The sequence below is a fragment of the Luteibacter sp. 329MFSha genome, from assembly GCF_900111665.1.
Taxonomy (GTDB): Bacteria; Pseudomonadota; Gammaproteobacteria; order Xanthomonadales; family Rhodanobacteraceae; genus Luteibacter.
Genome location: NZ_FOJE01000002.1, coordinates 374,460 through 392,816, shown reverse-complemented (window position 1 = coordinate 392,816; position 18,357 = coordinate 374,460). Strand labels below are relative to the sequence as shown.

The window sequence follows — 18,357 nt, the reverse complement described above, 5'->3', positions numbered from 1 at the left end:
TTCCGCCTCCTGGATATCCCGCCATGCTCCGTATCCTTGCCGCCCTCACCGCCATGGTCGCCACGGCCGCCGCGGCCGACCCCGCCCGATTCGTCGAGCGCAGCGTGGACGTCCATGGCAAGACCTACCGCTACCAGGTCTTCGTGCCGGCCGACGCAAAGGGGCCAGCGGCGGTCGTGCTGTTCCTGCATGGAAGCGGCGAGCGCGGCGGCGACAACCGCAAGCAGCTCTCGCAAGGCCTTCCGCCGTGGCTGGAAAAGCACATGGATTTCCCCGCCGTGGTCGTGATCCCGCAGGCACCCGACGACACGGAGTGGACGGACAAGGCCGATGCCGACATGGCGATGGCCGCCCTCCGGAAGAGCGTCGCGGAATTCCATGGCGATCCGAAGCGCCTCTACCTCACCGGCCTCTCGATGGGTGGCTACGGCTCGTGGCAGCTCGCCGTCGACCACCCCGGCACCTTCGCCGCCGCGGCGATCATCTGCGGCGGCGTGCAACCGCTGCGCGACGGGCGCGACCTGTTCGTGCACGGCGTACCGAAAGGCCAGGATCCCTTCGCGTGGGTCGCGAAGAAGGTCGGCGACCTGCCGGTCTGGATCTTCCACGGCGGCGACGACGACGTCGTGCCGACCGAGCAGTCGCGCCGGATGAACGCGGCGCTGGTGAAGCGCGGTGCACAGGTGAAGTACACGGAATTCCCGGGCGTCAATCACGGCTCGTGGGAGAAGGCGTATGCGACGCCGGATCTCTGGGAGTGGATGTTCGCGCACACGCGGTGACGAGGCGACGCCCGTCTCGATCAGGAGTGCCGGATACCCGCGATCAGTTTCTTGAGGTCACCCGAGAACACCACCCAGCCGAGGCCGACGCCGACGAGCGCCCCGAGCCACTCGAAGAACACGCGAAGGCCGATGGCATCGGGGTCGTGCACGGCGGCGAGCTTCAGCTTCAGCAGCGTGAGCGACTGCAGCGGCGCCATGTTGAAGTAGAAGAGGTTCCACATGTCCTGCCCGGCCGCGAGGACGACCGAGAGGGCGAACGCCACCGCCAGTTCCTTGCCGTGGCTCCAGCCGTTGCCGCGATTGAGCCGGTGCAGCAGGCCGTAGACGACGATGCCGACCGCGAGCGCGATCGCGCCCGCCTGCAGGGCACCGACGATGCCGTAGCCCATCCAGCTGCGATCGTATGGCATGTGAGGACTCGTCCGGGATCAGGCTGCATTATGCCCGTGCGCGGGCCGGCGTAGCGTTGCCGTCGCGGCCGTAGCGCAGGTAGAGCGAGACGGAGAGCAGCACCGCCGCCAGGGCCGCGAACCCGGCCAGCAGGAAGATCGCCGGGTAGTCCCACGCGCCGGCGACCCAGCCGCCGATCGGACCGGTGAGGCCGAGCGCGACATCGAGGAACACGGAGTACGCACCCAGCGCGGCGCCGCGGTTGTGGGTGCTGACGCGGCCGACGGCCTCGACGCCCAGCGCGGGGAACACCAGCGCGAAGCCGGCGCCGGTGAGCGCCGCGCCCGCCAGCGCCAGGGACGGCGTGTGACCCAGCCAGAGCAACAGCAGCCCGAGGCATTCGACGAAGAGCGAAACGATCGCCACGCGGTAGCCGCCGAAGCGGTCGATGGCGTTGCCGAAGACCAGGCGGATGCCGATGAAGCACGCGCCGAACACCGAGAGCGACAGCGCCGCGTCCGACCAGCCGCGACTCGCGTAGTACAACGCGACGAACGTGGACAGGGTGCCGAAGCCGATGGAACCGAGCGCGAGGCCTGCGCCATAGGGCATGACGCGCACGAACACGCTGCGGAACGGCAGCCGCTCGCCGTGCGACGGGGCGACGCGCGCTTTCCACAGGGCGAACGGAAGCGCGACAAGCCCCAGCAGGAACGTGAGGACGCCCAACGCGATGAAACCGTGGTCGCGCGCGAGCGTGACGCCGAGCGGCGCGCCCACGGCGATGCCACCGTACGTCGCGATGCCGTTCCACGAGATGACGCGAGCCGTGTGTTCGCCGCCGATGCCACCGATGCCCCACGTGATCGATCCGGTGCTGACCCAGCTCTCCGCGAAGCCAAGCCCGAGGCGGCTGATCAGGATGAGCGCCAACGAGAGCGCGGGCGTGCCGGGCACGAGCGCGGCGAGCGCGAGGAACAGGCCGGAGAGCGCCAGCACGACGAGTCCGGCGACGACGGTGCGCTTCGGCCCCATCGCGTCCGCCATGCGTCCCGCGTGCGGCCGGCTGAGCAGCGTCGCAAGATACTGCGCGCTGACCGCGAGGCCCGCCACGATCGTCGAGTAACCGAGGTCGTGGTGCGCGAAGCCCGGGAGCACCGCGAGCGGAACGCCGATGCAGAGGTAACAGACGAACGAGAAGACGACCGCGGACAGGATCCGCGCGGTGACGGCGAAACGCCGGCCACGCTGGGGGACGAGGGGTGGGAGCGACATGGGTGCCATTATACCGCCCGATGTTGCGGCGCGTCATTGAAGGAAATCGCCGATGCGATCGGCTCCCACCCCTTCGGTAGCACCTTTTGCAACTACCGGAGGCTGGGAGCCGATCGCATCGGCGATCCGCGCCATGGCGCGTCACAGCGTCACGGGTTGCCCCCGGTGGAGCGACTCGCGCAACGCCACGGCGATGCGCGTCGCCTCGACCGCGTCGTCCATCGTCAGGTCGAACGGCGTGCCGTCGAGGATCGCATCGACGAAATGCCTCGCCTGAGTCACGAACGCCGGCGCGAAACGCTCGTAGAACGATGGCAGCACCGTATTGCGGATGCCGCTCGCGTCGGCGATCTCCACGCGGTCCGCCCGCGGGTTGCGCCCCACGCTCAACCGGCCCGCGGTGCCCGTGATGTCGGTATGCGTGTCGTGTCCGTGCGCCTGCGTGCGCGAGGCGTAGAACATCGCCATGCGGCCGCCCTCGAACTCGACGGTCGCGATGCCGTTGTCGACGTCACCCATCGCCTCCAGCGGCGGATACATCGCGACCGTCCCGGTCGCGTACACCTTCACCGCCTTCGGCCGCCCAAGGAGCCAGCGCGCGAGGTCGATGTCGTGCACGCTGCAATCGAGGAAGATGCCGCCGCTGGTCGGCGCGAACTTCAGGAACGCGCCGCTCGGATCGGCCAGATCGGTCGTCTGCGAGTAGACGAGAAACGGTCGCCCGATGCCGCCCGCCTCGATGTGCTGGAAGGCATGGCGATAGCTCTCGTCGAAGCGGCGCACGAATCCCACCATCGCCCGCTTGTCCGACGCGGCGGCGTGCGCCGCGGCGCGACGGCAGTCCTCCGTGTCGAGCGACAACGGCTTTTCGCAGAAGACGTGCTTGCCCGCGTCGAGCGCCTGCTCGATCTGGCTCGCGTGCAACGACGTCGGCGTCACCAGGAACACGGCGTCCACCGACGGATCGGCGAGCAGTTGCTCGTAGGTTTCGTGGATCGCCGGCACCGCGAGCGCCTCGCGCGCCCAGGCGCGCTCCGCGTCCACGGGGCTGCACACCGCGACGAGTTCGGCGCGCGGCACCGCCCGCGCGAGGTTCTCGGCGTAACGCTGGCCCAGCCGACCGAGGCCGGCCAGGCCGATACGAAGGGACGTCATGATGCCGCCCCTCAGATGCCGACGGCCACGGCCTGGCCTTCGCGCCACGACCGCGCCGCGGCCTCGGCGAGCTCCAGGGCCTTGATGCCGTCGGCGATCGTCGTACGCACCGGCGTTCCCGCCGCCAGCGCATCGAAGAAGTGCGCGATCTCGGCGGCATAGGCCTCGCGGTAGCGCTCCAGGAAGAAGTGCTCGGGCAGGTCGTGCACGATGCCCGCCGCGCCGTGCGAGACGACCTGCGTCGGCGCGACGTTGCCCGCCTGCAGCATGCCCTTGCTGCCGAGCACCTCGAAGCGCTGATCGTATCCATAAGCCGCGCGGCGGGAGGTGTTGATCTGGCAGAGCTTCCCGCTCTTCGTGCGGATCGTGACCGCCGTCGTATCGATGTCGCCGGCCGCCTCGATCGCGGGGTCGGTCAGGCAGCTCCCCGTCGCATGCACGCTGACCGCCTCGTCGTCGAGGATCCAGCGGAAGATGTCGAAGTCGTGGATGAGCATGTCCTTGAAGATGCCGCCCGAGCTCTTGATGTAGCTCACCGGCGGCGCGCCGGGATCGCGGCTCGTGACGATCAGCAGCTCGGGCGTGCCGACCTCGCCCTCGTCGAGCCGTTTCTTGAGCGAGGAGAACGTGGGATCGAACCGTCGCTGGAAGGCGATCATGCAGACCACGCCGGCTTTCTCGACCGCCGCCTGGCAGGAGCGCGCGCGTTCCACGTCGAGGTCGACGGGCTTCTCGCAGAAGATGGCCTTGCCCGCGGCGGCGGCGCGATGGATGAGGTCGGCATGCGTATCCGTGCTCGAACCGATCACGACGGCGCCCACCGCCGGATCGTTAAGCGCCTCGTCGACCGACGCGACCTTCGCGCCGTGTTTCCCGGCCAGTTCCCGCGCCGAGGGCTCGTGCACGTCGACCACGTAGCGCAGGCGCGCCTCCGGATGCCGGGCGACGTTGCCCGCATGGATCTTGCCGATGCGACCGGCACCGAAAACGGCTACTTCAATCATCGTATTCTCCTCGGGGAATCGTTTCTTCAACGGTCAGTTCAAGCTTGTAGGCCAGCGCGACGAACAGCGCCTGGCACAGACACATCGTGCTGGTGAGACCACGGAAGGCGAACGCGCTGCCCTCCTTCACCTTGAGCAGGACATCGGAATGCCGCGCCAGCGGGCCGAGATCGCTCTCGGTGATGGCGAGCACGCCCGCCTTGTGCTGCTGCGCGACGCGCATGGCGTAAAGGGTTTCCTTGCCGAACGGCGGGAAGCTGATCGCGATCAGCGCATCGCCCTTGCCGATGCTGCGCAGCTGCTCGCGGAACATGCCGCCCAGGCCGTTCACCAGGTGGACCCGCTTCTGCGTGTGCTGCAACGCGTAGGCGATGTACGTCGCGATCGCGAACGAGCGGCGCACGCCCATCACGTAGATGTTCTCGGCGCCGGCCAGCATGTCGACCGCCTTCTGGAAGCGCGCCTCGTCGATCTCCGCCGCGAGCTCGTCGAGGCCGGCGCGGCTGGCATCGATGAAGCGCGAGGCGATCTCCACCGCGGACACGCCGTCGGTACGCCCCTTGATGACGCTGCGGATGCGCTGCTGGTAGCTGCGCGATGGCGACGCCTGCGCGGCCCACGCGTCGCGAAACACGGCCTGCATCTCGGAGAAGCCGGAGTAACCGAAGCGCTGGGCGAAGCGGACCACCGCCGACGCATGCACGCCGCAGCCCTCGGCGATCTCGCCGACGCGCTGGACCATGATCGAGCTGCGATGTTCCTCAAGGTAACGGGCGACGCATTGCAGCTGGCGCGGCAGGGCCTCGTATTCCTCCGCGATGCGCTGCATGAGGGCATCGGCTTCGCTGCGTTTGGCCATCGGCGTCTCCTGCGGTGACCGGCGCATTCAAGCACGGGATGGAACGTTTTTTCCATTTATTTTTTTGCTGCAATGCAAATTGCAACGCTGGAACAGGCGGTCCATGCTCGGTCCGCTTTCGGCACAAACAGCGGCCGCCAGGCCGCATCGCAGTCACGTCAATCCATCCATCCGACCGCGATGCGGTCACTCGGGGAGGAAATATGCGATCCAAACTGTTCCACGCCACGCTGGCAGCCGCTCTCGCCCTCGGTCTGGGCGCCGCCGCCCCCGCCTCCCGCGCCGCGCCGGGCGACCGTTACGTTCTCGTTACCCACGCCGCGGATTCCGATTCGTGGTGGAACACCATCAAGAACGCGATCAAGCAGGCCGGCGAAGACTTCGGCGTTTCCGTGGACTACCGCGGCTCGGGCAACGGCGACCTGAGCGAGATGGCCCGCCAACTCGAGTCCGCCGCCGCTCGCAACTACAAGGGCGTCGCGTTCGACATCGCGAACTACTCCGTGCTCGAAGGGCCGGCGAAGAAGGTCTCGGCCAAGGGCATTCCCATCGTCACGATCAACTCCGGCACGCCGGCGGAGAGCAAGAAGATCGGCGCGATCATGCACATCGGCCAGGGCGAATACGAAGCCGGCAAGGCGGCGGGCGAACGCGCCAAGGCCAAGGGCATCACGAGCTTCGTCTGCGTGAACCACTACGCGACCAACAACGCCTCGTTCGAGCGCTGCCAGGGCTTCGCCGAAGCCATCGGCGTGAAGGACTGGCGCAAGACCTCGATGATCGACACGGGCATGGACCCGACCGTGGTCGCCAGCAAGGTCAGCGCCTACCTGCGCAGCAATCCCAAGACCCAGGCGATCCTCGCGCTCGGCCCCAACGCCGCCGAGCCGACGATCAAGGTGGTCCAGGACATGCGCCTGACCGGCAAGATCGACTTCGGCACCTTCGATCTCTCCCCCGCCATCATCGGCGGCATCAAGTCCGGCGTGATCCAGTACGCGATCGATCAGCAGCCGTACCTGCAGGGTTACATGGGCATCGCGGCGCTGATCATCGCCAACGACCAGAAGACGAAGGATCCGGCGGCGATCATCGCGGCGCTGAAGGCCAACCCGAAGTTCCAGGCGCGCCTGAAGCAGTACGACCTCAAGCCGATCTACACCGCCACCGGCGTCAGCTCCGGCCCGGCGTTCGTCACCAAGGACAACGTCGCCACCGTCGAGAAGTACGCCGGCCAGTACCGCTGACCGGCAGGAGTACCGTCCATGAGCGCCATCAACGAGAGCGTCACCCACATGATCCAGAACACCCGCGCCACGACGCCGGAAGCGACGAAACCCACGGACGAGCGCGTACGGAAGATATCCCCGTGGCGCGTCCTGCTCGACAGGCCCGAACTGGGCTCCATCGCGGGCACCGTGCTCGTCTTCGTCTTCTTCGGCATCACCGCCGGCGGATCGGGCATGTTCGCGCTCGATGGCGTCATCAACTGGGCGCAGGTCGCGGCGTACCTCGGCATCATCGCCGTGGGCGCCTGCCTGCTCATGATCGCCGGCGAATTCGATCTGTCGATGGGTTCGATGATCGGCTTCGCCGGCGTCATGGTGGCCATTCCCCCGATGTACCTCGGCTGGCCGCTGTGGGCGTCGGTGATCTTCGCCTTCGCCGGCTCGATGGCGCTGGGCGCGCTCAACGGCTACCTCGTGGTCCGCACGAAGCTGCCGTCGTTCATCGTCACGCTCGCCTTCATGTTCATCCTCCGCGGCCTGACGCTGGTGCTCTCCACCAGCTTCGCCAACAGCACGATCGTCAGCGGTGTCGGCGACAAGTTCACGAACGACCCGGTCGTCTCCGCGCTGTTCCAGGGCACGACGCTCCACTGGCTCTTCAGCGGACTGGCCTCGATGAACCTCATCGAGAAGCTGCCCAGCGGCGAGCCGGTCGTTGGCGGCCTGCCCAAGGTGCTGGTGTGGTGGATCGTGATGGCGCTCGCCGCGGGCTTCGTCCTGGCGCGCACCCGTTTCGGCAACTGGATCTACACGGTCGGTGGCGATGCCAACGCGGCCAAGAACGTCGGCGTTCCCGTGCGCCGCGTGAAGATCTCGCTGTTCGTGCTGACCGCCTTCTGCGCCTGCCTGTTCGGCGTACTGCAGGTGGCCGACGTCGGCTCGGCGGCTGCGGACCGCGGCCTGCAGAAGGAGTTCGAGGCGATCATCGCCGTGGTCATCGGCGGCACGCTGCTGACCGGCGGCTTCGGCTCCGTCATCGGCGCCTGCTTCGGCGCGCTGATCTTCGGCGTCGTGCAGATCGGCATCTCCTACACCAACATCGATTCCGACTGGTACCGCGTCTTCCTCGGCGGCATGTTGCTGCTGGCGGTGCTGTTCAACCACTACATCCGCAGCCGCGCCGCGGCCACGAAATGAGGAGCGCCACCATGGCCGACGATTACATCCTCGAACTCGACAACGTCAGCAAGTACTTCGGCACCGTGATCGCGCTCCAGGGCGTGACGCTGCGACTGAAGCGCGGCGAGGTGCACTGCCTGCTCGGCGACAACGGCGCCGGCAAGTCCACGCTCATCAAGACGCTCGCGGGCGTGCACCAGCCGAGCACCGGCACCTACCGCGTCGAGGGCGAGGACGTCCGCTTCAACTCGCCGCGCGAGGCGCTGGACCGCGGCATCGCCACGGTCTACCAGGATCTCGCGCTGGTGCCGCTGATGAGCGTGGCCCGCAACTTCTTCGCCGGCCGGGAGCCGCGCAAGAAGCTGTTCGGCTGCATCCCCGTCATCGACATGAACTACGCGAACGAGACCGCCCGCGACAAGCTGGCCGAGATGGGCATCCGCGTGCGCGACGCGAGCCAGCCGGTCGGCACGATGTCGGGCGGCGAACGGCAATGCCTCGCCATCGCGCGCGCGATCCACTTCGGCGCGAAGGTGCTGATCCTCGACGAGCCGACGGCGGCGCTCGGCGTGAAGCAGTCGTGCAACGTGCTCAAGCTCATCCACAGCGCGCGCGAGCGCGGCATCTCGGTGATCTTCATCACCCATAACGTGCACCACGCCTACCCGATCGCGGACAGCTTCACGCTGCTCAATCGCGGCCAGTCGATGGGCACGTTCGCCAAGAGCGACATCACGAAGGAAGCGGTGCTGGACATGATGGCCGGCGGCACCGAGATCCAGAGCCTCGTCGACGAACTGGAAGGCCGCGCGGCCTGAACACGGAACCCCTATGCGTAGTCCCCTGCCCCGCTCCGCCTCCCGCCCCATCGACGTCGCCTGCCTCGGCCGGCTCGCGGTGGATCTCTACGGCCAGCAGATCGGCGCCCGCCTCGAGGACGTCACGAGCTTCGCGAAGTACCTCGGCGGCTCGTCGGCGAACGTCGCCTTCGGCACCGCGCGGCTCGGCCTGCGCTCGGCGATGCTCTCTCGCGTCGGCGACGACCACATGGGCCGTTTCCTGACCGAAACCCTCGACGCCGAAGGCTGCGACACCAGTCAGGTGAAGGTCGACGCCGAGCGGCTCACGGCGCTGGCCATCCTCGGCATCAAGGATCGCGACACCTTCCCGCTGCTGTTCTATCGCGAGAACTGCGCGGACATGGCGATCGACGCCGGCGACATCGACGAGTCGTTCATCGCCTCCTGCCGCGCGCTCGCGATCACCGGCACGCACCTGTCCACGCCCGGGGTGCTCGCCGCCAGCACGCGGGCGCTCGAACTCGCCCGCAAGCACGACGTGCGCACGGTGCTCGACATCGACTATCGCCCCGTGCTCTGGGGCCTGACGGGCCGTGGCGAGGGCGAGCGACGGTTCGTCGCCGCCGATCACGTCACCGCGCACCTACAGGGCATCCTCGGCGGGTTCGACGTCATCGTCGGCACCGAGGAGGAATTCCACATCGCGGGCGGCAGCGAGGATCTCCTCGCCGCGTTGCGCGCGGTGCGCGGGATCAGCAACGCCACGCTCGTCGTCAAGCGCGGGCCCCTGGGTTGCAGCATCGTCGACGGCGCCGTGCCGGCCGACATCGACGAAGCACCCACCTTCCGCGGCAGCCGCGTGGACGTGCTCAACGTCCTCGGCGCCGGCGACGCGTTCCTGTCGGGCTTCCTCGCCGGCTGGCTGCGTGGCGAGACGGTGGAACGCGCGTGCGCCTTCGCGAACGCGTGCGGCGCCATCGTCGTGTCGCGCCACGGCTGCGCGCCGGCGATGCCGGGCCGCGCGGAACTCGACGCATTCCTCGCAAGGGAAGGCACGATCCGTCGCCCCGATCTGGACGCCGACCTGTCGCACCTGCACCGCACCGCCGTGCCGCGCAAGGCGTGGGACGAGCTCTACGTGTTCGCTTTCGACCACCGCGTGCCGTTCTTCGAGATCGCGCGTCAGGCCGGCGCGGACGAGGCGCGGATTCCCCGCCTGAAGGAACTCCTCGTCGAGGCGGTGGCCGCCACCGAGCGCGCCGGCAGGCTGCAGGGCCATGTCGGTCTCCTGGCCGACGACCGATACGGCCAGGACGCCCTGAACGCCGCCACCGGCCGCGGCTGGTGGATCGGCCGTCCCGTCGAGGTCTCCGGATCGAATCCGCTCGAACTGGAACGCGGACGGTCCATCGGCAGCCAGCTCGTCGCCTGGCCGCGCGAGCACGTCATCAAATGCCTCGTGGCCTTCGATCCCGACGCCGATCCCCTGCTGCGCGTGGAGCAGGAAACGCAGCTCCGCAGCCTGTACGACGCGGCGACGCTCAGCGGTCACGAGCTGCTGCTCGAAGTCATTCCGCCCGGCTGCCCGGATCCCGTCGTGCGCGACGAGAAGGTGCTGCGCTCCTTGAAGCGTATCTACAACCTCGGCATCCGCCCGGACTGGTGGAAACTGTGCCCGCCCCGCCGCGACGCGTGGGCGGCGATCGACGCCCTGATCCACGAACGCGACCCGCATTGCCGTGGCGTGCTCCTGCTCGGCCTGAACGCGCCGGCCGAGACGCTGGCCGCCGGCTTCGCCGACGCGTCGGCGAGCGAGACGTGCCGCGGTTTCGCGGTCGGCCGCACCATCTTCGCCGACTGCGCCCGCGCGTGGCTCGCCGGAGACATCGACGACGACGCGCTGGTGGCGCAGGCGCAGGCATCCTTCGAGCGCATGATCGCGCTGTGGCGCGACGGCCGGAGCACCGGCCGCCGGATCGAAGAAGGTGCCGCCGCATGAGCGAGACGATCCGACTGACCTGCGCGCAGGCGCTGGTCCGCTACCTCGCCGCGTTACGCGGCCGCGACGCGGACCAGGAAGAAGCGGTGCCGCTGTTCGGCGGCGTGTTCGCCATCTTCGGGCACGGCAACGTCGCGGGACTGGGCGAGGCGCTGCACGGCATCCGCGACGAACTGCCGACCTACCGCGCGCACAACGAGCAGGCGATGGCCCATGCGGCGATCGCCTACGCGAAGACGAACATGCGCCGCCGCATGATGGCGGTCACGACGTCCATCGGCCCGGGCGCCACGAATCTCGTGACCGCCGCGGCGCTCGCGCACGTGAACCGCCTCCCCGTCCTGCTGCTTCCCGGCGACATCTTCGTCTCGCGCGCGCCCGATCCCGTCCTCCAGCAGCTGGAGGATTTCAGCGACGGCACCGTCTCGGTCAACGATTGCTTCCGGCCGGTGTCGCGCTACTTCGATCGCATCGTGCGGCCGGAACAACTGCTGACCGCCCTGCCCCGGGCGATCCGCACGCTGACCGATCCGGCCCTTTGCGGCCCGGTGACGCTCGCGCTTCCGCAGGACGTGCAGGCCGAGGCCTATGATTTCCCCGCCTCGTTCTTCGAGCCGCGCGAGATCGTGTTCCGTGCGCCGCAGCCCACCGACGACGAACTGATGGCGGCCCTCGACGCCATCGAGGCGTCGGAACGGCCGGTGATCGTGGCGGGCGGCGGCGCGCTGTACGCGAAGGCCACGCCCGAGCTGATGGCGTTCGCCGAGAAGCACGGCGTGCCGGTCTGCGAGACGCAGGCCGGCAAGGGCGCGCTGCCATGGAACCATCCGCTGCACCTCGGTCCCGCCGGCGTCAGCGGTTCCACCGCGGCCAACGCGCTACTGCCGGAGGCCGACCTCGTCATCGCGGTCGGCACGCGTCTGCAGGACTTCACGACCGGCTCGAACGCCCTGTTCCGGCACGTGCCGATCCTGTCGATCAACGTGAACGCGTTCGATACGCTGAAGGGCGAGGGCATCGAGTGCGTCGGCGACGCGGCACAGGTACTCGACGACCTGAGCTTCAGTCTCGAGGACTGGGCCGCACCCGAGGCATGGACGACACGCGCACGGCAGGCGGCGAGCGAATGGGTGGACATCGTCTCGCGCATCACCGGACAGCGGGACGCGCCGCCAGGACGCCTGCCGTATGACGGCGAGGTGATCGGCGCGGTGCAGCGTTCGTCGCCGCGGTCGGCGATGAGCGACATCGTCGTCTGCGCCGCGGGCACGCTGCCCGCCGAACTGGAGAAGCTCTGGCGCACCGAAACGCCCGGCGGCTATCACATGGAGTACGGCTACTCCTGCATGGGCTACGAGATCGCGGGCGGGCTCGGCGTGAAGATGGCCGCGCCCGACCGCGAGGTGATCGTCATGGTCGGCGACGGCAGCTACCTGATGATGAACTCGGAGATCGCGACGTCGGTGATGCTCGACGCGAAGCTGATCATCGTGCTCCTCGACAATCGCGGCTATGGCTGCATCAACCGCCTGCAGCAGGCGACCGGCGGCGCGCCGTTCAACAACATGTTCGACGACTGCGTGCAGGGCCGGCACGGCGCCCCCATGATCGACTTCGCGGCCCACGCGCGCAGCCTCGGCGCCATCGCCGAACACGTCGCCGACATCGCCGGGCTCGAACATGCCCTCGAACGGGCACGCGCGGCCGACCGCACCTATCTCATCAGCATCGATACCGACCACACGCGCACCACCGCCGAAGGCGGCGTATGGTGGGACGTGGCGGTGCCGGAAGTCTCCACGCGGCAGGGCGTGCGCGACGCGCGCACGGACTACGAGACCGCCCTCGCCGGCCGCAAGGCCAGGATTACGCCAGCATGAAGAACGATTCGATCCGCATCGGCATCAACCCGATCTCCTGGAGCAACGACGACCTGCCGTCGCTCGGCGGCGAGATTCCGCTCTCGACCGCGCTCGAAGAAGGCAAGGCCATCGGCTACGAGGGCTTCGAACTCGGCAACAAGTTTCCGAAGGAACCCGCGGCCCTGCGCGACCTGATGGCGGGGTACGACCTCGCCGTGGTTTCCGGCTGGTACTCGGGCCGCCTCGGGGAGCGCCACGCGAAGGAAGAGACGGAGGCCGTCGCGAAGCATCTGCGCCTGCTCGCGGAGAACGGTTGCAAGGTGATGGTCTACGGCGAGGTCGCCCATGCCATCCAGGGCGAGCCGGTGCCGCTGTACAAGCGCCCACGCTTTCGCGGCGCGGACGACTGGAAACGCTACGGCGAGCGGGTCACCGAGTTCGCGCGCTTCACGCTCTCCCACGGCGTGCGCCTCGCGTACCACCATCACATGGGCGCCTATGTCGAATCGCCCGAGGACATCGACCAGCTGATGGCCAACACCGGCGACGAGGTCGGCCTGCTCTTCGACAGCGGTCACACCTATTTCGGTGGCGGCGATCCGCTGGCCGTGCTCGACCGCCACATCGCCAGGATCTGTCACGTGCATTGCAAGGACGTGCGCCCCGGCATCGTGCGCCTCGCCCGCAACCGCCAATGGACGTTCCTGCAATCCGTGCTCAATGGCGCGTTTACCGTGCCCGGCGACGGCGTCATCGATTTCGCGTCGATCGTCGCGCGCCTGCAGTCGCACGGCTATCGCGGATGGCTCGTCGTCGAAGCCGAGCAGGATCCGGCCGTGGCACCGAGCTACGCGTACGCGAAGAAGGGCTACGACACGCTGCGTACCCTGCTCGACCGCGAGACGGTCAGGGAGGTCGCATGACGCTCCTGGTCAAGGCCATGCCCACCGGCGAAGCCATCGTCAAGGTGACGCCGCAGACCGCGCACTGGAAGCACGTCGGCTTCGAGGCGCGCCGGCTCGCCGCCGGCGCGACGACGCGCATCGAACTTCCCGCCGATCGCGAAGGTTGCCTGGTGATCCTCACCGGCACGGTCGACGTCCGCGTCGGCGAGGCGTCGTGGCAGGGACTCGGCGGTCGCGCCAGCGTCTTCGACGACACCTCTCCGCACGCGGTCTATGCGCCACCGTCGTCCGTGTACGAGATCGTCGCGTCCACGGACGCCGAGATCGCCGTCGCTTCGGCACCCGCGAGCGGCAAGCATGGGGTGCGCCACATCGAACCGTCGACGATGAAGCGTTCGGTGCGCGGCACCGGCGCGAACACGCGTTATGTCTGCGACATCCTGCCCGAGACCGAGCCTGCCGAATCGCTGCTCGTCGTCGAGGTGCTCACGCCCGCCGGCCATTCCTCTAGTTATCCGCCGCACAAGCACGACACGGACGCGCTGCCCGAGGAGAGCGTGCTCGAGGAGACCTACTACCACCGCGTCGACCCGCCGCAGGGCTTCGCGTTCCAGCGCGTCTACACCGACACGCGCGACATCGACGAGTCGATGGCCGTCGGCGATCACGACGTCGTAATGGTCCCGCGCGGTTACCACCCCGTGGTGATGCCGCACGGTTATCGCGGCTACTACCTCAACGTCATGGCCGGCCCGCGCCGCGAATGGCACTTCCGCAACGACCCCGCCCACGAATGGATGATCGCGCGCTGACGCGCGCGGTCGGAGTACACACGATCATGTCAGCCCAGCCGTCGAGCCAGACCCTTCCCCGCATCGGCCACTTCATCGCCGGCAAGCCTTACGCCGGCTCGCCCTCCGGTAGCGCGCCTGTCTACGATCCCGCGCGCGGCGTGCCCGCCGCCGAGGTGGATCTCGCCTCGGTCGCCGATGTCGATGCCGCCGTGCGTGCGGCGCACGCCGCGTTCCCCGCGTGGTCGCAGACACCGCCGCTGAAGCGCGCGCGCGTGATGTTCCGCCTGAAGGAACTCATCGAACGTGACATGGATCGCCTCGCGCGCATCATCGTCTCCGAACACGGCAAGGTGCTTTCGGACGCGAAGGGCGAACTCGTGCGCGGCCTCGAAGTGGTCGAGTACGCGTGCGGCATTCCCGAGCTGCTCAAGGGTGAATACACCGAACAGATCGCCAACGGCATCGACGCGTGGACGATGCGCCAGGCGCTCGGCGTGTGCGTGGGCATCACGCCGTTCAATTTCCCCGCCATGGTGCCGATGTGGATGTTCCCGATGGCCGTGGCCTGCGGCAACACGTTCGTGCTGAAACCCTCCGAGCGCGATCCGACGCTGGCCGTCGAGCTGGCGAAGCTGCTCAAGGAAGCTGGTCTTCCCGATGGCGTGTTCAACGTCGTCCATGGTGACAAGACCGCGGTGGATGCGCTCCTCGATCACGATCTGGTCCGTGCCGTCAGTTTCGTCGGTTCGACGCCGATCGCCGAGTACATCTACGCGCGTGGATGCGCGCAGGGCAAGCGCGTCCAAGCCTTGGGTGGGGCCAAGAATCATATGATCGTCATGCCCGACGCGGATCTGGACAAGACCGCGGATGCCCTTTTGGGTGCCGGGTACGGTGCGGCGGGAGAACGTTGCATGGCCATCTCCGTCGCCGTCGCCGTCGGCGAAGCCACGGCGGACGACCTCGTCGCGAAACTCGCACCTCGCGTGGAAGCGCTGCGCATCGGGCACGGCCTGGACGAGTCGGTCGACATGGGACCGGTGGTGACGGGTGTCCATCGCGATCGCATCACCGGCTACATCGACGACGGCGTCGCGGCCGGCGCGGAGCTCGTGGTCGACGGTCGCGGGCATCGCGTCGCCGGTTGCGAGCAAGGCTTTTTCCTCGGCGGCACGTTGTTCGACCGCGTGACGCCATCGATGCGGGTTTATAAGGAAGAGATATTCGGACCGGTACTGTGCGTCGTCCGCGTCCCCGATTTCGCGAGCGCCCTCAAACTGGTCGACGACCACGAGTTCGGCAACGGCACGGCGATCTTCACGCGTGACGGACAGGTGGCGCGGGAATTCGCGCATCGCGTTCAGGTGGGCATGATCGGCATCAACGTGCCGATCCCCGTGCCGATGGCGTTTCACAGTTTCGGCGGCTGGAAGAAGAGCCTGATGGGCGATCACCACGCCCACGGACCGGAATCCGTAAGGTTTTACACAAGGCAGAAGGCCATTACACAGCGTTGGCTGAACCACAGTGAAAGCACTGGCGCCGAGTTCGCGATGCCTACGCTTTGATATGACAAAAGCTCTATGATTGCTCGGTTGTGCGTAGTGAAAAGATGCTGCGTCGCAACTGATATAAACAAAATCGACGTACGAAAAAGCATAATTTTTCTTTCAGGGAGAAGGGTACATGCGCCATTCATTCATCAGGCATCCCCTTGCGAAGACGGTCCTGGCCTGCCTTGCGCTCGGCGCCACCGCCGCCCACGCGCAGGACGACTCCATGAAGTCGGACACCAGCGAGATGGCGAGCAGCAAGTATCTGTTCGGCGACTGGGGCGGTGAGCGTACGCGCCTCGCGGACAAGGGCATCACGTTCGACTTCGGCTACGGCTTCGAAGCCGCGCACAACTATTCCGGCGGCGACCGCCGCATCACCCGCTACACCGACCAGTGGAAGTTCGGCAGCGCGTTCGATCTTGAGAAGCTCTGGGGATGGAGCGGCGCCACCTTCAAGATCGTCGTCACCGATCGTAACGGCCGGAACATCGGCGCCGACGCCAACATCGGCACCAACCAGCTGATCCAGGAAGTCTACGGTCGCGGCCAGACCTGGCACCTGACGATCTTCTCGCTGGAACAGAAGTTCTTCGACGACCGCCTCACCTGGAAGGTCGGCCGCCTGCCGGTCGGCGAGGACATCAACCAGTTCTCGTGCGACTTCCAGAACCTCAACTTCTGCGGCGCCCAGCCCGGCAACATCGTGGGCGACTACTGGGTGAACTGGCCGACCAGCCAGTGGGCCACGGTGCTCAAGCTCGACACCACGAAGGAAACCTTCGTGCAGATCGCCGCGTACCAGATGAACCCGAAGTACGTCGACGACCGTTACGCGCGCCGTAACGGCTGGAAGCCGAACTTCCCGAGCGGCACCACCGGCGCGCTGATTCCGCTGGAATTCGGCTGGAAGCCGTCGGTCAACGGCCTGCCCGGCTCCTATCGCGCAGGCGTCTGGTACAACACGTCGGACGGCGACGACCTCTACCTCAACGAGGATCACCTGCCGCTCGCCTCCAACGGCGGCACGCCGCTGCAGCACGATTCGCGTCGCGGCGCCTGGATCACGTTCCAGCAGCAGATCACGGGTGTGGCCGGTGGCAAGGGTGCGAGCGTGTTCCTCAACTACACGGCCGCCGACCACGCGACGTCCGCCACGAACAACCAGTTCGCCGTCGGCATGGAGTACAAGGGCATCTTCGATCGCCCGAACGACTTCATCGGCGCCGCATTCGGCGGTTCGCACGCGAACGGCTACGCCGCGAAGAACCAGCGTCTGTTCAACGCGCTGAATCCGGGCAACGAAGGCGTGATCAAGGACGGCTACGAGCGCGTGGCGGAAGTGTTCTACAGCTGGTCGCCGATCCCGTCGATCGCGATCCGCCCGAACCTTCAGTACATCAAGGATCCGGGCGGCAGCAAGCAGAACGACGACGCGTTCGTGCTTGGCCTGAAGACCAGCGTGGCGTTCTGATCGAACGCCCCGTCGATGCACCGAGAAAGGCCCGGGCTTCCCGGGCCTTTCGTTTTTCTAGCCCTCGTTCTCCGCCGACGCGGAGAGCTCGAACGATTCGTCGGACGCATCGACCACGAGGCGCATGACGATGGGGCGGCAGCACACCTGGCAGTCCTCGATATACGTCTGGCTGCCCGCCGAGGTGTCGACCGCGACCTCGATGGTCTCGCCGCAGTAGGGGCAGTCGATATCGGTGAATTCGTACATGGGAAGCTCCCGATCCAGGTCGCGAGAGGATATGGCGGCGGGGGACGCGTTATCCTAGCCCGCTTCGCATGACCGGGAAGCGCATCCCATGATCGACCTTGTCGGCTTCGACGGCGACGACACCCTCTGGCGAAGCCAGGAGTTCTACGACCAGGCGCAGGAGGCGTTCGAGGCCATCCTGGGTCGTTACGTCGACCTCGCCAGTCGCGGCCTTCGCGACGCCCTCCTCGCCACCGAGCGCGGCAACATTGCCCTCTTTGGCTACGGGGCCAAGGGCATGACGCTGTCGATGATCGAGTCGGCCATCGAGCTCACCGACGGCCGGATCGAGGCCCGGGACATCCACCGCATCGTGCGGCTGGGCAAGGAAGTGCTCGCCCATCCCGTCGAGCTGCTGCCGGGGATCCGAGAAGCGGTGTCCGCCGTGGCGGCCAACCACCGGGTGGTGCTCATCACGAAAGGCGACCTGTTCCACCAGGAGTACAAGGTGGCGCGCAGCGGCCTGGCCGACATCTTCCATCGCATCGAGATCGTCTCCGAGAAGGACCCGGCGGCCTATACGCGGCTCTTCGCCGAGTTCGGCGTGGCGCCCGAGCGGTTCGCTATGGTCGGCAACTCGCTGAAATCGGACATCGCGCCCGTCGTCGAGTTGGGCGGCTTCGGCGTGTACATGCCGTACCACAGCACGTGGGCGCACGAGCTGGTCGCCGACTTCACCCTCGGGGAGCGTGTCATCGAGGTGGCCGGCGCCGAGGGCATTCCCGATGCCATCGCGCGCATGCATTCCGCCGGGGGATAGCGGCGCTCCACGCCGCCTTCGCGCGCCAACCCCGAAGCTGGGCGGC

Annotated in this window: 17 protein-coding genes; 11 read left to right on the top strand and 6 right to left on the bottom strand. The window is 67.6% G+C overall.

From position 1 onward, the window contains the following. Window positions 1-23 precede the first annotated feature (23 nt). A complete protein-coding gene (locus BMW54_RS13015) occupies window positions 24-782 on the top strand; it encodes a carboxylesterase family protein (protein WP_254779328.1) in 759 nt (252 codons plus the stop codon). Window positions 783-802: 20 nt separating this feature from the next. Here the strand turns inward: BMW54_RS13015 and BMW54_RS13010 are convergent, their stop codons facing one another. The 5 genes from BMW54_RS13010 to BMW54_RS12990 form a co-directional block, all read right to left on the bottom strand. After that, window positions 803-1,195: a hypothetical protein gene (locus BMW54_RS13010; protein ID WP_090056644.1), complete on the bottom strand. Its 393-nt coding sequence runs from the start codon at window positions 1,193-1,195 to the stop codon at window positions 803-805. A 28-nt stretch (window positions 1,196-1,223) separates the two neighbouring features. Then, window positions 1,224-2,450 carry an MFS transporter gene (locus tag BMW54_RS13005; RefSeq protein ID WP_090056642.1) on the bottom strand — a complete coding sequence of 409 codons (1,227 nt, stop codon included), beginning with the start codon at window positions 2,448-2,450 and terminating at the stop codon, window positions 1,224-1,226. Between the two features lie 141 nt (window positions 2,451-2,591). Beyond that, complete coding sequence (locus BMW54_RS13000; protein ID WP_175472862.1) at window positions 2,592-3,605, bottom strand: Gfo/Idh/MocA family oxidoreductase; 1,014 nt, start codon at window positions 3,603-3,605, stop codon at window positions 2,592-2,594. 11 nt (window positions 3,606-3,616) lie between these two features. Then, window positions 3,617-4,609: an inositol 2-dehydrogenase gene (iolG, locus tag BMW54_RS12995; protein ID WP_090056640.1), complete on the bottom strand. Its 993-nt coding sequence runs from the start codon at window positions 4,607-4,609 to the stop codon at window positions 3,617-3,619. Further along, window positions 4,602-5,468 (bottom strand): MurR/RpiR family transcriptional regulator, encoded by an 867-nt coding sequence (locus BMW54_RS12990; RefSeq protein WP_090056638.1) that lies wholly within the window; start codon window positions 5,466-5,468, stop codon window positions 4,602-4,604. The genes iolG and BMW54_RS12990 overlap by 8 nt, the downstream gene beginning before the upstream one ends. 203 nt (window positions 5,469-5,671) lie before the next feature. Between BMW54_RS12990 and BMW54_RS12985 the strand changes: the two genes are divergently transcribed. From BMW54_RS12985 to BMW54_RS12945, 9 genes are all read left to right on the top strand, one after another. Then, the gene (locus tag BMW54_RS12985; protein WP_090056636.1) at window positions 5,672-6,715 is read left to right on the top strand and encodes a sugar ABC transporter substrate-binding protein; all 1,044 of its coding nucleotides are present in this window, start codon (window positions 5,672-5,674) and stop codon (window positions 6,713-6,715) included. An 18-nt stretch (window positions 6,716-6,733) separates the two neighbouring features. Next, window positions 6,734-7,894 (top strand): ABC transporter permease, encoded by a 1,161-nt coding sequence (locus BMW54_RS12980; RefSeq protein ID WP_090056634.1) that lies wholly within the window; start codon window positions 6,734-6,736, stop codon window positions 7,892-7,894. An 11-nt stretch (window positions 7,895-7,905) separates the two neighbouring features. Then, window positions 7,906-8,694, top strand: a complete 789-nt coding sequence (locus BMW54_RS12975; RefSeq protein ID WP_217642660.1) for an ATP-binding cassette domain-containing protein — start codon at window positions 7,906-7,908, stop codon at window positions 8,692-8,694. A gap of 13 nt (window positions 8,695-8,707) precedes the next feature. Further along, window positions 8,708-10,675: a bifunctional 5-dehydro-2-deoxygluconokinase/5-dehydro-2-deoxyphosphogluconate aldolase gene (gene iolC / locus BMW54_RS12970; RefSeq protein WP_090056629.1), complete on the top strand. Its 1,968-nt coding sequence runs from the start codon at window positions 8,708-8,710 to the stop codon at window positions 10,673-10,675. Further along, on the top strand, window positions 10,672-12,555 hold the full coding sequence (gene iolD / locus BMW54_RS12965) for a 3D-(3,5/4)-trihydroxycyclohexane-1,2-dione acylhydrolase (decyclizing) (RefSeq protein ID WP_090056626.1): 1,884 nt from the start codon (window positions 10,672-10,674) through the stop codon (window positions 12,553-12,555). Before iolC ends, iolD begins: the two co-directional genes overlap by 4 nt. Next, entirely contained in the window at window positions 12,552-13,460 is a 909-nt protein-coding gene (gene iolE / locus BMW54_RS12960) for a myo-inosose-2 dehydratase (protein WP_090056623.1), read from the top strand. The genes iolD and iolE overlap by 4 nt, the downstream gene beginning before the upstream one ends. Next, window positions 13,457-14,254, top strand: coding sequence for a 5-deoxy-glucuronate isomerase (iolB, locus tag BMW54_RS12955; RefSeq protein ID WP_090056622.1), 798 nt, complete (start codon window positions 13,457-13,459; stop codon window positions 14,252-14,254). Before iolE ends, iolB begins: the two co-directional genes overlap by 4 nt. A 26-nt stretch (window positions 14,255-14,280) precedes the next feature. Next, window positions 14,281-15,804 (top strand): CoA-acylating methylmalonate-semialdehyde dehydrogenase, encoded by a 1,524-nt coding sequence (locus BMW54_RS12950; RefSeq protein ID WP_090057101.1) that lies wholly within the window; start codon window positions 14,281-14,283, stop codon window positions 15,802-15,804. A gap of 118 nt (window positions 15,805-15,922) precedes the next feature. Next, a complete protein-coding gene (locus BMW54_RS12945) occupies window positions 15,923-17,263 on the top strand; it encodes a carbohydrate porin (protein ID WP_090056619.1) in 1,341 nt (446 codons plus the stop codon). A 57-nt stretch (window positions 17,264-17,320) separates the two neighbouring features. On the opposite strand, the gene BMW54_RS12940 is transcribed toward BMW54_RS12945, so the two are convergent. Next, window positions 17,321-17,512 (bottom strand): CPXCG motif-containing cysteine-rich protein, encoded by a 192-nt coding sequence (locus tag BMW54_RS12940; protein ID WP_090056618.1) that lies wholly within the window; start codon window positions 17,510-17,512, stop codon window positions 17,321-17,323. 88 nt (window positions 17,513-17,600) lie between these two features. Between BMW54_RS12940 and BMW54_RS12935 the strand changes: the two genes are divergently transcribed. Further along, window positions 17,601-18,311, top strand: a complete 711-nt coding sequence (locus tag BMW54_RS12935; protein ID WP_090056615.1) for an HAD family hydrolase — start codon at window positions 17,601-17,603, stop codon at window positions 18,309-18,311. The last annotated feature ends 46 nt before the right edge of the window (window positions 18,312-18,357 follow it).

Excerpts from the sequence above, each read along its gene's own strand:
- BMW54_RS13015 (WP_254779328.1), top strand. The coding sequence starts at position 24 with ATGCTCCGTATCCTTGCCGCCCTCACCGCCATGGTCGCCACGGCCGCC.
- BMW54_RS13010 (WP_090056644.1), bottom strand. The coding sequence starts at position 1,195 with ATGCCATACGATCGCAGCTGGATGGGCTACGGCATCGTCGGTGCCCTG.
- BMW54_RS13005 (WP_090056642.1), bottom strand. The coding sequence starts at position 2,450 with ATGTCGCTCCCACCCCTCGTCCCCCAGCGTGGCCGGCGTTTCGCCGTC.
- BMW54_RS13000 (WP_175472862.1), bottom strand. The coding sequence starts at position 3,605 with ATGACGTCCCTTCGTATCGGCCTGGCCGGCCTCGGTCGGCTGGGCCAG.
- iolG (WP_090056640.1), bottom strand. The coding sequence starts at position 4,609 with ATGATTGAAGTAGCCGTTTTCGGTGCCGGTCGCATCGGCAAGATCCAT.
- BMW54_RS12990 (WP_090056638.1), bottom strand. The coding sequence starts at position 5,468 with ATGGCCAAACGCAGCGAAGCCGATGCCCTCATGCAGCGCATCGCGGAG.
- BMW54_RS12985 (WP_090056636.1), top strand. The coding sequence starts at position 5,672 with ATGCGATCCAAACTGTTCCACGCCACGCTGGCAGCCGCTCTCGCCCTC.
- BMW54_RS12980 (WP_090056634.1), top strand. The coding sequence starts at position 6,734 with ATGAGCGCCATCAACGAGAGCGTCACCCACATGATCCAGAACACCCGC.
- BMW54_RS12975 (WP_217642660.1), top strand. The coding sequence starts at position 7,906 with ATGGCCGACGATTACATCCTCGAACTCGACAACGTCAGCAAGTACTTC.
- iolC (WP_090056629.1), top strand. The coding sequence starts at position 8,708 with ATGCGTAGTCCCCTGCCCCGCTCCGCCTCCCGCCCCATCGACGTCGCC.
- iolD (WP_090056626.1), top strand. The coding sequence starts at position 10,672 with ATGAGCGAGACGATCCGACTGACCTGCGCGCAGGCGCTGGTCCGCTAC.
- iolE (WP_090056623.1), top strand. The coding sequence starts at position 12,552 with ATGAAGAACGATTCGATCCGCATCGGCATCAACCCGATCTCCTGGAGC.
- iolB (WP_090056622.1), top strand. The coding sequence starts at position 13,457 with ATGACGCTCCTGGTCAAGGCCATGCCCACCGGCGAAGCCATCGTCAAG.
- BMW54_RS12950 (WP_090057101.1), top strand. The coding sequence starts at position 14,281 with ATGTCAGCCCAGCCGTCGAGCCAGACCCTTCCCCGCATCGGCCACTTC.
- BMW54_RS12945 (WP_090056619.1), top strand. The coding sequence starts at position 15,923 with ATGCGCCATTCATTCATCAGGCATCCCCTTGCGAAGACGGTCCTGGCC.
- BMW54_RS12940 (WP_090056618.1), bottom strand. The coding sequence starts at position 17,512 with ATGTACGAATTCACCGATATCGACTGCCCCTACTGCGGCGAGACCATC.
- BMW54_RS12935 (WP_090056615.1), top strand. The coding sequence starts at position 17,601 with ATGATCGACCTTGTCGGCTTCGACGGCGACGACACCCTCTGGCGAAGC.